Here is an 11,323-nt window from a genome sequence, read left to right as displayed (position 1 = left end):
GTTAAAATCCCTGTTTGCCTAATAGGTGCCGGTTTATGTTTTGTCTATCTTGGATTGCTCTTGTGAGCATAGATATTGTAATCGAGTCTAAATCATGAATTAGCATTTCTTTTATTGCGTCGTTCGACGCTAGAGTAATCTCAGCATTACTCAAGCCTTGAGAAATTTCTGGTAGCTTTTTCCAAGAGAAGTTTTTCGCTACGTAGTTAAGAAGACGCGATTTGAACAACTGGATTATTTCATCATCCGTAGGTAGTTCGTATCGAATTACGTCATCGAAGCGCCTAAACAGCGCATAGTCTAAAGATTCAATGTGGTTTGTTGCACAGATAATAACGCTATTAGAATCGTCTTGCTCAATCATTTGAAGAAAGCTGTTGAGTATACGACGAGCTTCCCCCACGTCATTATTAGAGCTTCTAGTAGTGCCTAATGCATCAAATTCGTCGAAGAAATATACTCCACGTACTTCTCTTATAGTATCAAAAATCTGTCGTAACTTAGCTGATGATTCACCTAGATATTTTGTTATCACAGCATCCAAACGTACTTCAAAAAGAGGGAAATCTAACTCTCCAGCTAATATTGAGGCTGTATAAGTTTTTCCAGTCCCTGGCATACCTGCAAGCAACATTTTCCTTCTTGGAGACAAGCCATGATTCTTCAAAACTGTTAGGTGCTTTTGTTCTTTAACTAATCGCATCAGTCTATCTTTGATTTCAGATGTAACAATAAGATCAGAGAATCGAAGTTGGGGATAACTAGTTGTAAGTAAACCAGTTGAATCTTTTACACCACTCGCTATTGATACAGGTAGGTTTTTAGATGTATTTTTCTTAGCTTTTTCAATAAGAACTTTTAATTCTTGAGCAAGTTTACCATGGCCATTTCTTGCTTCATGAGCCGCAACCTGAAGCGCGACAGATAGAAATCTATCGTCGTCTTGATCTATGTGCGATTGCATTAAAGCTTTGATTTGAGTGGAGCTTGCCATGGGAATATGTTCTTTTTTAGAGTGTTGATAACTTAATTATAATAACTTACTTGAGGAATTACCGCTATTACTCTCGTCGAGAAACGCTAAGGAACGTTTCTTATAACCGTTGATTTGTGTCGAATTTACCCTCGTGATACAACACGGGTATTCAAAACGAACAGCATTAGAAGAACGGGTAATTTTTAGTAGAGAAAAAACTCTTGAACAGGATGCGAATGAGTAAAAGGTCTAAGCAACTTTGGGGCAATAATGGTTTGCAAGTCCCAAAACAAAAAGAGCCGCTAAAAAGCGGCTCTTGATTTTCAAACTATTCGAATCCGTTCAGATTACTCTTTACCGAATACGTTGTTTTCTTGTTCTTGTACACGAATGAAAGTCGTACGCTTAGTTAGCTCTTTAAGCTTTGCTGCGCCTACGTATGTACAAGTTGAACGTACACCACCAAGGATGTCCGAAATTGTGTTGTGAACTGAACCACGGAACGGAAGTAAAACAGTTTTACCTTCCGCAGCACGGTACTTAGCAACACCACCTGAGTGCTTGTCCATAGCCGACTGTGACGACATTCCATAGAACTTCATGAATTGCTTACCGTCTTGCTCTACAACTTCGCCGCCTGACTCAGAGTGACCTGCTAGCATGCCGCCTAGCATTACGAAGTCAGCACCGCCGCCGAACGCTTTAGATACGTCACCCGCACATGAACAGCCACCGTCACCGATGATCATGCCGCCAAGGCCGTGTGCTGCGTCGCCACACTCGATGATTGCAGAAAGTTGAGGGTAACCTACGCCTGTTTTAACACGTGTAGTACAAACAGAACCAGGGCCGATACCAACCTTAACGATGTCTGCGCCAGCTAGGATTAGCTCTTCAACCATGTCACCCGTTACAACGTTACCAGCAGAGATAACTTTAGTCGGGAATTCAGTACGTACTTTTTGTACATACTCAACTAGGTGCTCTGAGTAGCCGTTAGCGATATCAATACAGATAAATACGAATTCGTCGCTAAGCGCCATGATTTGCTTAGTTTTCTCAAACTCAGCTTCAGAAGTACCTGTTGAAACAAATACGTTGTTCAGCGTTTTCTTGTCTGCTGTTTTTGCGAACTCAGCCCACTGCTCTACTGTGTAGTGCTTGTGTACTGCAGTCATAACACCGTGCTCTGCTAGAGCCGCTGCCATTTCAAAGCTTGCTACCGAATCCATGTTCGCTGCAATTACTGGAGTACCAGACCATTGACGACCGCTATGCTTGAATGTAAAATCGCGGGTTAATTCAACTTGAGAACGGCTTTTAAGGGTAGAACGCTTCGGACGGAAGAGTACATCTTTGAAACCTAACTTAAGTTCTTGTTCGATACGCATGATAATTTGTCCTGTAATCATATTACGTGTCGTGCGTTTTCGGTAAGCGTTGGCAGACGCTTTACTGAGTTTCGGACACAAAAAAACCGGAGCGTTGGCAGACGCTCCGGTTTTCAGCATTATAGGCTGTGATTTACTAACAGCAAGTCTGATATTTCATTTTTTTTTGTGCTATCCTCTCGAAGATTCCATATCTGGTAAAAGCTTCCCGCCCGTCATTTCCTACTAAATTCATATTAATTAATAACTTAACAACATATTCACGCAAACGCTGTCGGTTTATTGCGCAAACGTTTCCCTTGCAAATTCGGCGAAAAAATCTTCGATAAGGCAAATTTGTGAAAAAAGTGCCCTTTAATCACATAAAAATCACACTTTTCTTGAATCAAAAAATGCGTTTTTTCTTAAATAATTTCATTTTTTTCTGACTTTTTTCGCTTCGAGTGCCGATCTCAGCTCTCTTTCATTAGCCCTGAAATTTATAAAGTACAAAGGCAAGATCGGTTAGCACGTTCGAAACTTGGATGAGCGGGGTAAAGTCCACAAAATATGGCAGGTTAGATGCGCTTATTTATGAGAACCCAGCGGATACAAGCCGCTGTTGATAGAGCCTAACAACAACTCGACTAAAGTTAACGAACACGGAACGCCTTTCTTTAGTTCGAACTCATTACTACAGGATCAGATACAAAAATGGCCAAGGGGATTAACCTTGGCCATTTTTATTTGGTTTTCAGAGTGCTCTTATAAGGCGATTCAATTTTCACCTTAAGGTACGTCAAGCCTTTTTCTGAGACATCAGAGCTTCAGCAGTCGCATCTTGAATCGACAAGAACAAGGATGTCACTTGCCCCGTTGGAGAACGCATCGGGTTAAGCGTGACGTTCTGATACATAAAGTCGGCTTGCTGAGTTACTGGCCTCACGTTGCGGCACTTAAACAGATAAGGCCTTTGTTGCCATGTAATGAAGCTACGGCAGCCTAGATCGTAGACTGGCTTGGTTTTCAGCCTAAACCACTCTTCAGGAATTTCAGGGAATAACTCAAAGATCGACTTACCGATCGCATCATGCGATTGCTTACCACTATGGTGCGTCATGAAACCATTCCAGACTTGTACCTGAAAATCACGGTTAATAACCACCAGCCCCATATCGACGTTTTGAACCATGTCGACCATCCAGTGGAACTGTTCAAATTCAGCAGGAAGATTCAACATATTAAAACTCCTCCATTAGGTAGGCCAATTTGTTATCTAGAAGAGGCAGAGACTCATCAACAAACATAAATAGAAGGTCACAACGGATGGACGTGCCGTCGATGTTGTAGCTGACTTCGAACGTCATGGTCTTTTTAAATGAGCCGCTGGTATTTTCAATCACCGAATCAATCGAGATGTGTTGACCTAGCAGCACAGGAGAGCTCTGGAAGAAACGAACTTCTGATTGCTCCCCTAACCCATTCAAGAAAGAGCCGACTAAGATGTTCGATACATCCATCAACAACTCTAATTCTTCTAGCTGCTCGCTTTCTGTTGGCACCTTCATGAGCTTCTTAAGATCGCTCACACTGGAATCACTCAACAAAACTAGCGCTTCACCTGCAATGCCTTCTCCACTAAAGCCTTGGCAAACACCCGACACTTGGTCGTTATCCGCTAGGTCACGAAGTGCCATGTGCAATTCACTCACTTCGAAGATGTTAACGTTCGGCAGCGGTAGGTGAACAAACACATTAAAGTGACGAGCCAGTGCATCAGCGGCACGGCCTATCGCTACGTTCGCGACTTCCATATAGATATCGCGTCTGCGAAGTATTGGCAGTTCTAAAGCGGTTGGGGTAATGATTTGAGGTTGTTTTGGCGGCTCGACATGCTCACGTAAAATGGCTTTTAGCGCTTCTTTATCGATCGGCTTTTGCAAAAATGCTTTGGCGCCAAGATCCAGCACCTTCTGTTGTGCTTTTGGTTGTATGTCACCAGAAACAACGACAACTGGCGTGGTATCGCCTAAACGTTGCATCTCTTCCAATGTGCCATAGCCGTCTAATTCCGGCATGGTTAGGTCGAGGAACATCAATTTGAATTGGTTTTTAGCGAGCTCTTCAAGTGCATTAAGCCCATGAACAGCAAAAGTTATATCTGCATTTAGAGAACTAGGCAGTGACCGAGCCATCTGCTTCCTTGCTAACGCAGAATCATCACATATAAGAACTGGGAACGACATAAATGCACCACTGACAAATTAAAGCTAATTCGACCGAGTGTAACAGAACATTATGGTATCAGGTACGGGGTGAATGGATTTATGTGCAGATTATTAGTAAGAATGATGAAACAGGTGGGTAAGCTATTATTTCGCATTATTCTTCATGAAAAACAATATGCTACAAAGGTAATAGCCAATCCTTGCTGTTGAGTAATAGCACTATTATATTTAACAGCAGCCTTAACAAGCGGGTTTATTAAGGCTCGACTGACTCATTCATTGAACGGCTTTATGTAGCCATGATAGAGAGCTATCCAACAAAGCTAATGCAAGAGAACTAGAACTGATATGAAGGCCATAAAATCAGTAATGCGAAACGTATGATCACAGCAAATACCAACAACGCGATCCCCAGGCGATACCATTTGTATTCGGCGATGTTCATTGGGATACGCTTGTAGAACATCGTAATCACGCCTTTCCAATCGCTACTGCGTCTTCCGTACTGCATCATGCTCGTCAAAACAAACAGTGCGCCAAGCACTAACATTCCTTTTTCAGCCCAGAACAATCCAACTTCCATTTGTGTATTCCTTGATAAAACGGTGAGCAACTCAAATCATTCTAGTCACCTTTTAGCTCGGTTTCTGTAAGACCAAGGTCTAAATTACGAAGTACGCAATTCAGGGCTTATAGGTCATTGTTGGTAATTGATAGTTCTCGGTCAGCAATACAACGTTTATCGTTCAAGGTTCCATGGTAAAGGCGAGCATCACAAGCAAATCACGTATAAGCATGATTCGACAAATCTGGAGATTGGTTGTTCTTTTGAATGACACGCATCAATTGGATAAGCAGCAGAATACCTGTCACGCCTAAGCCAACACCGATTCCGCCCCAAATCCCTGCCAATTCGAACTTAGGCATCAAATACCAAGCCGCAGGCAAGCCAAATACCCAGTAACCGATGGCAGTCATCACGGTTGGCATAGAGACAATCTTCATGCCTCTTAGCAGGTTAATCGCCAGTAGTTGCCAAGCATCAACAATAAAGCACAAAGCAACGACCCAAATCACAGAAGCCAGCAGTGAAGTCATAGCACCCGTGCCATCGTCTAACTTGAAGATAGAAGCGATCATCTCAGGCCATATAATGAACACGGCCGACAACGCCACACTCAACACCGACACCAATATGAAGCTTTGAATCGAGGTTCTTTTTATTCCTTCGTAGTTACCCGCACCGAAATCACGGCCAACCAAAATCGCCGCAGCTTGTGAGAAACCAAAATTGAAGTTCCAAGTAAAGCTTAAACATTGCAGCAAGATTTGGTGCAAGGCTAACGAAGCAATACTGATCGTGCCCGCCATCAAGGTGCCACCGTAAATCAAGCCATGCTCAAGTAAAGCAGCCAAGCCGATAGGTAGACCCATCAACAACAATGGGCTCATCAACTTGATTGAATACTCTTCTGTATTTAGCCAAGGGGTGAACTGCTTAAACTCGTCACGCTTAAATACCCAAACCGTATATCCAACCATCACGATAAATGCCGCGATAGCCGTACCAAGCCCTAAACCTGTTAAGCCCATGTCTAATTGGAAGGTGAGAAAGTAGCTCACTGGCACATTCAGAATTACGGTGATAATCGACATCACAAGAATGGAGCGCACGTTGCCAAACGCACTGGTTAAGCCACGAAGTACCAACAAGATAAGCGAAGGCAACATTACCCACTTCAAAGCATGGACATATTCCATGGCTAAAGTGATCACTTCTGGTGGCTGTTTGGCTGCTTCTAATACCAACGGAGCAAACCAGAAGCTGGCCATTAAGGTCACGCTGAGCACGAATGCCAACATGGTTGCGCCTTTCACCGCCAATCTAATTTGAGTATTACCAAACTCAGGGCGAGCTACTCGCTGACCATAAGCGATCGCAATCAAATTCGCGACACAACCCACGGTGCTGCTCGCAATAATGAAGATGAAAAAGTAGATTGAGGCACCTAAGCCACCAGCCGCAAGGGCTGACACACTGATACGCGACATCATCCAAACATCAGTAAGGACTAAAGCCATAGAGATCAGCTGTGAAATGATCAAAGGGAATGCAAGAGTGAGTATTTTTTTCATGAGCGCCTCAGGTAATTTCGCCCAAAATACGATCGATGAGGCTAGCGTTCAATTGATAAATTTGCGACTCTAACATTCCATAAACTCATGCGAACGAATTATGACCCCATATCCTAGCTTGCCATCATCACATAATGGCTTAAAAGCCTTTGAAGCTGCCGCAAGGCTGATGAGCTTTACTCTGGCTGCCGAAGAGCTGCATGTGACACAAAGTGCGATCAGCCGACAGATCAAACAGCTTGAAGATGAGTTAAACGCATCACTGGTTATTCGTAAGCATCGAGCCATAGAATTAACGGTACAAGGTCATGATTTGTATGTCGCTTTGCGAGAAAGCTACGGTAATATCGAAGCTGTTATCGCCTCTTGGAGTGAGCCCAAGCAGAAGCGTATCGTGATCAAAGCGACTCTGAGTTTCGCGACGCGAGTATTGATCTCCAAAGTTCGGGAATTAAACGAGCGTTATCAAGATCATGAGATAGTCATTGTTCCTGTGATTGAGGAAGACGAATCGATTAATAGTAGTGAGTATGATCTACTGATCTTCCACACGCGTTTCAAAAAACGCTATGACAAGGCACCTGACATTACCTTCTTGCGTGAAGAGTTCATGGCGCCGGTTTGCTCTACTAGTTTAACCACCAAAGACACCGACCTTGATTCAATCTTAACCTTGCCAAGGCTGCATCCAACCTTAGATCATCACGACTGGAAAGTGTGGCTGGCCGATGTTGAATTCCCACCAAAGAAACCTGTCAGAAATACCAGCTTCTTGTCTTTAGATATGGCGCTCAGTGCCTGTCTATCCGGTGAAGGGGTTACGGTCACGGATCTGTTGTTAGTTCAACAAGATCTCCAACGAGGCTTCTTGTACTGCCCTAGAAATGCAAAAATCCAACACAGTGCTTGGACTTACTTCATGCACCAGCGTAGTCACACGCCTATCATCAACGACCTTATTGAATGGCTTAGAGAAGAGACAACAAAAGAGATCGAGTTGCTGAAAGTACTCGCACAGCAATATCAATGGTTTGGTGTAATAGAACAGGACAAAGACTTTGGTCGGCTCTTCTAAACTAAGTTATGATTCCTGTTCCCTCAACCGATTGATATTTTTATGTCTTCTTTCTCTTTTTCACAAATCCCTGTTGGGGTTCGATTCATGATCCTCTCCGCTTTTGGATTCGCACTGATGTCAGCTTGTGTGAAATACATCAGCAATTATGGCATTCCTGTATTCGAAATTGTTGCAGCAAGGGCTTTGGTGTCTTTGATCATCAGTTATATCGACGTTAAGCGAAAAGGCATTTCGATCTGGGGAAATAACAAACCTTTGTTGTTTGTTCGAGGCGCAGTTGGTACAGCAGCCTTGATGTGTGTTTACTACGCTGTGACCACTTTGCCATTAGCCGAAGCGACCATTCTACAATACGTTCATCCTGTATTTACCGCCCTACTTGGCGTGTTATTTCTGAAAGAACGCGTCCAAAAATCGACCATGATCTGCATTGCGTTCTGCCTAGCTGGGCTATTAGTGATGGTACAACCAAGTATGAACAGTGGCGCGAGCAGCGAGTTACCGCTATTTAGCATTATGGTGGCGTTATGTGGCGCATTTGGTAGCTCAATTGCTTATGTGATTGTGAGAAAACTTAGCCAAACGGAAGACAGCTCTGTCATCATCTTCTACTTCCCACTGGTTGCTCTGCCAATATCGACAGTCCTTATTTGGAACGACTTTGTATGGCCAAGTCTATTCTTAACCGTGATGCTCGTGTTAGTCGGTATTTTCACTCAGATAGGCCAATACGGTTTGACCAAAGCGATGCAGACTCAAGCGGCGGGTAAAGCTTCGGCTTACTCATACGTCCAGATTGTCTTCTCGGCACTGTTAGGCGTGTGGATCTTTAATGAAATTCCATCGGTTTGGACTTATCTAGGCGGTGGCCTGATTGTGACTGGCGCGCTGATTAATGTGTTTGGCAAACAACTGTTGGTGCCTTTTAAGGCTAAATAAACAACCCAACAACTGAGCTAAACATCAGCTAAATAATCAGCTATTGCATAGACCTAAAAAGGGCATTGCGGATTATTCCACAATGCCCTTTTCTATAAATGTTCTCTAACGTGTTTTCATGCCGCTAACCAACTTTAATAAAGCGGCGTATTACGTGATTAACTTGTGGCATTTCGTAACTTGGGATCATCACTCAAATACTCAACAAACTCGATTTCAAAACCTGCCGGATCCACAAAATAGACGTTTTTTCGATAAGGTTCTTCGGCGCCGGGTTTGGCAATTGGGAAGCCCGCATCAACAAGGCGCTGAGTGACACTTTCGATATTATTGGTCACATAAGCGAAGTGCGCGAGGCCAACAGAATGCCCAGCCAAATCTCTATTTTCACCTTCACCGTGATCACTTATTGCTATGTATTGGTACTCGTCGCCAAAATGCAGCCAGTTACGTGGCTTACCTGACCACTCCCCTTTTCCCTCATCACGGACATACCAATGAGGGAACGCCGCTTTATAGAAAGCCAGCATTTCTGGGATATCTTTTACCACTAAATTCACATGTTCAAGTTGGATCATTCTTCTCTCCTTAAAGTATTCTCGTAAGCAACGTTGCATATCCTAATACCTCAAGTTAAGTTGAGGTAAAGCACTAATTTGCATTTATTTCGAGAACGTTTTTAGAGCCCAAATTGTCGTATTTTGAAGCGATACAAGCTTTAAGTTTAGACGACCTAATCCAATGTTACTCAACTCAACCACAAGAGTTAGCAAACCCATGGTGTATCACTGAGATAAGACGACCCAACAACTGCTTCTTGCTCAATATATACACACATTAATATCCCCTTACTGACCGATACATCAAGTTACAATTCGATTTCATATTAGCCAACAACACTGATCTGGGTTAATAAACTAGTTTCACAATAACCTTATTTTTATTGGGGTCAGATAATTAATAAAAAGGAAGTTAAAGTGAAAAAATTATTAGCACTTGGTATCGCAGCGGTAATCTCGGCTCCAGCAGTAGCCGACCACAACACAATCAATGGTATGGATTTTGGTCCACTCGCAAAGTTAGTCGGCACATGGAAATCAGTCGAAACTGGCGGCGTTGATATTTCTCCAGGCCAAGAAGGCACAGAAGTGGGTGCAGGTGGTCCCGCGGTTTCACCATTCTATGAAGTAATGACGTTTGAGGTTGCGGCAGATGCAACCAATGCCAGCGATCAATATCTGGTTGCTCTGTACTACAAACAAGAAGTATTCAGAAAGGCCGACGACTCTAAGTTCCACGATCAACGTGGCTACTTCATCTACGACCAAAAAAATCAGGTCGTCTACAACTCTTACTGCGTACCACGCACCACATGTGTCACCGCAGAAGGCCCTGCTGGCGATACAATGACGTTAGTTGCGTCTAAGCGTGGCATCGCTGAGTCCGAATACATGACGGACAACGCAACCACCACGGGCTTCACGATGAACATTAGCATTTCAGACGATACGCTGACGTACTCTCAAACAACAGGCTTAGAGATCTACGACAACGCATTTGCTCATACAGATTCAAGCACTCTAATTAAAGTGAAGTAGATTCAAATACAAACGCCTTTCACAGCGAAGTGAAAGGCGTTTTTCTGTTGTACTTGTAACAACAAACAAGTTTAACTAGATTGTGTATCAACCTTGGCGTAACGGTTGGCTAGCACTGCACAGTAAAAGATCTGAATCGGGTGATAAAGCATGATTGGTAGTAATATCATCCCTAGATTAGGGTTGTGAGCAAAGATCACCTTAGCCATAGGAATACCTGCCGCTAAGGTCTTCTTAGTACCACAGAATACTGCCGCGACTTCATCTTGATGATTGAATCCAACCTTTCGGGCACTCCATTGAATGCCGTGTACCATCACCATCAATACCACTAAACAAATCACCGCTGACAGCAACAACAGCATTGGTGAAAAGTCGCTCCAAATACCGTGTTCAATAGAGTCACAGAAAGCACTGTAGACGATCAGAAGTATCACGTATTTATCTAACTTATTGACCACTGACTTGTGTTTCTGAGTCCATTCAAAAAGTAACGGGCGCATCAACTGGCCGACAATCATTGGCAATAGCAGCATTTTAGATATAGAGATCACCGATTCCATCAGGTTTAGCTCTGCACCTTCCAACCCCATAAAGAGCTGGATCAGTAGAGGCGTAATGAACACGCCTAAAATACTAGAAAGTGATGCATTGAATATCGCACCCGGTAGGTTTCCTTTTCCAATCACCGTCATCGCGACCGAAGACGAAATCGTACTCGGTAATACGAAGAGGTAACAGAAACCAAAGGCCAGAGCTGCTGGCATATAAGCGACAAAGCCTTGCCCGAATATCACCCAAAGCAGTGGGTAAACTAAGAATGTCGCGCTTTGTACAAAAACATGCAGCTTCCAATTCGAAAGCCCCTCAAGAATGGCTTTGGGAGACAAACCCAAACCGTGTAAGAAAAACACCAAAGCGATGCCGAGAACAGTCACCGTATCGAGATGAAGTACCCCACCCGATTTGCCCCAATCCGGTATATGGAATCCACGTAT

The 11,323-nt window shown here is 43.5% G+C and carries 11 protein-coding genes; 3 read left to right on the top strand and 8 right to left on the bottom strand.

Translation table 11 applies throughout. From position 1 onward, the window contains the following. Position 1: 1 nt before the first annotated feature. From AB4167_RS17775 to AB4167_RS17750, 6 genes are all read right to left on the bottom strand, one after another. On the bottom strand, positions 2–994 hold the full coding sequence (locus AB4167_RS17775) for an AAA family ATPase (protein ID WP_372136855.1): 993 nt from the start codon (positions 992–994) through the stop codon (positions 2–4). A 329-nt stretch (positions 995–1,323) separates the two neighbouring features. Continuing rightward, positions 1,324–2,367, bottom strand: coding sequence for a GMP reductase (locus AB4167_RS17770; RefSeq protein WP_372136854.1), 1,044 nt, complete (start codon positions 2,365–2,367; stop codon positions 1,324–1,326). 778 nt (positions 2,368–3,145) lie between these two features. After that, the gene (locus tag AB4167_RS17765; RefSeq protein ID WP_017062430.1) at positions 3,146–3,586 is read right to left on the bottom strand and encodes a PAS domain-containing protein; all 441 of its coding nucleotides are present in this window, start codon (positions 3,584–3,586) and stop codon (positions 3,146–3,148) included. Position 3,587: 1 nt separating this feature from the next. Continuing rightward, positions 3,588–4,592 carry a response regulator gene (locus AB4167_RS17760; protein ID WP_029236531.1) on the bottom strand — a complete coding sequence of 335 codons (1,005 nt, stop codon included), beginning with the start codon at positions 4,590–4,592 and terminating at the stop codon, positions 3,588–3,590. A gap of 319 nt (positions 4,593–4,911) precedes the next feature. Then, positions 4,912–5,157, bottom strand: a complete 246-nt coding sequence (locus tag AB4167_RS17755; protein WP_010430578.1) for a hypothetical protein — start codon at positions 5,155–5,157, stop codon at positions 4,912–4,914. A gap of 200 nt (positions 5,158–5,357) precedes the next feature. Further along, positions 5,358–6,710, bottom strand: coding sequence for an MATE family efflux transporter (locus AB4167_RS17750; RefSeq protein WP_372136853.1), 1,353 nt, complete (start codon positions 6,708–6,710; stop codon positions 5,358–5,360). Positions 6,711–6,810: 100 nt separating this feature from the next. Between AB4167_RS17750 and AB4167_RS17745 the strand changes: the two genes are divergently transcribed. Together AB4167_RS17745 and AB4167_RS17740 are read left to right on the top strand one after the other, a co-directional pair. Beyond that, on the top strand, positions 6,811–7,785 hold the full coding sequence (locus AB4167_RS17745; protein ID WP_017068435.1) for a LysR family transcriptional regulator: 975 nt from the start codon (positions 6,811–6,813) through the stop codon (positions 7,783–7,785). A gap of 42 nt (positions 7,786–7,827) precedes the next feature. Further along, positions 7,828–8,727 (top strand): DMT family transporter, encoded by a 900-nt coding sequence (locus tag AB4167_RS17740; protein WP_017068434.1) that lies wholly within the window; start codon positions 7,828–7,830, stop codon positions 8,725–8,727. 158 nt (positions 8,728–8,885) lie between these two features. Here the strand turns inward: AB4167_RS17740 and AB4167_RS17735 are convergent, their stop codons facing one another. After that, positions 8,886–9,305 (bottom strand): VOC family protein, encoded by a 420-nt coding sequence (locus tag AB4167_RS17735; protein WP_017072063.1) that lies wholly within the window; start codon positions 9,303–9,305, stop codon positions 8,886–8,888. A gap of 399 nt (positions 9,306–9,704) precedes the next feature. Between AB4167_RS17735 and AB4167_RS17730 the strand changes: the two genes are divergently transcribed. Further along, on the top strand, positions 9,705–10,325 hold the full coding sequence (locus AB4167_RS17730) for a heme-binding beta-barrel domain-containing protein (protein ID WP_372136852.1): 621 nt from the start codon (positions 9,705–9,707) through the stop codon (positions 10,323–10,325). Positions 10,326–10,396: 71 nt separating this feature from the next. Here AB4167_RS17730 and AB4167_RS17725 read toward each other — a convergent pair whose 3' ends face one another. Further along, the gene (locus AB4167_RS17725) at positions 10,397–11,323 is read right to left on the bottom strand and encodes a bile acid:sodium symporter family protein (RefSeq protein ID WP_372136851.1); all 927 of its coding nucleotides are present in this window, start codon (positions 11,321–11,323) and stop codon (positions 10,397–10,399) included.

The sequence above is a fragment of the Vibrio sp. 10N.286.49.E11 genome (genome assembly GCF_041469505.1).
GTDB classification, from domain to species: domain Bacteria; phylum Pseudomonadota; class Gammaproteobacteria; order Enterobacterales; family Vibrionaceae; genus Vibrio; species Vibrio crassostreae_C.
This window is presented reverse-complemented; position numbering and strand designations above follow the sequence as displayed.

What these genes read in the sequence shown, in the direction of transcription:
- AB4167_RS17775 (WP_372136855.1), bottom strand. Translation starts at nt 994, where the DNA reads ATGGCAAGCTCCACTCAAATCAAAGCTTTAATGCAATCGCACATAGAT.
- AB4167_RS17770 (WP_372136854.1), bottom strand. Translation starts at nt 2,367, where the DNA reads ATGCGTATCGAACAAGAACTTAAGTTAGGTTTCAAAGATGTACTCTTC.
- AB4167_RS17765 (WP_017062430.1), bottom strand. Translation starts at nt 3,586, where the DNA reads ATGTTGAATCTTCCTGCTGAATTTGAACAGTTCCACTGGATGGTCGAC.
- AB4167_RS17760 (WP_029236531.1), bottom strand. Translation starts at nt 4,592, where the DNA reads ATGTCGTTCCCAGTTCTTATATGTGATGATTCTGCGTTAGCAAGGAAG.
- AB4167_RS17755 (WP_010430578.1), bottom strand. Translation starts at nt 5,157, where the DNA reads ATGGAAGTTGGATTGTTCTGGGCTGAAAAAGGAATGTTAGTGCTTGGC.
- AB4167_RS17750 (WP_372136853.1), bottom strand. Translation starts at nt 6,710, where the DNA reads ATGAAAAAAATACTCACTCTTGCATTCCCTTTGATCATTTCACAGCTG.
- AB4167_RS17745 (WP_017068435.1), top strand. Translation starts at nt 6,811, where the DNA reads ATGACCCCATATCCTAGCTTGCCATCATCACATAATGGCTTAAAAGCC.
- AB4167_RS17740 (WP_017068434.1), top strand. Translation starts at nt 7,828, where the DNA reads ATGTCTTCTTTCTCTTTTTCACAAATCCCTGTTGGGGTTCGATTCATG.
- AB4167_RS17735 (WP_017072063.1), bottom strand. Translation starts at nt 9,305, where the DNA reads ATGATCCAACTTGAACATGTGAATTTAGTGGTAAAAGATATCCCAGAA.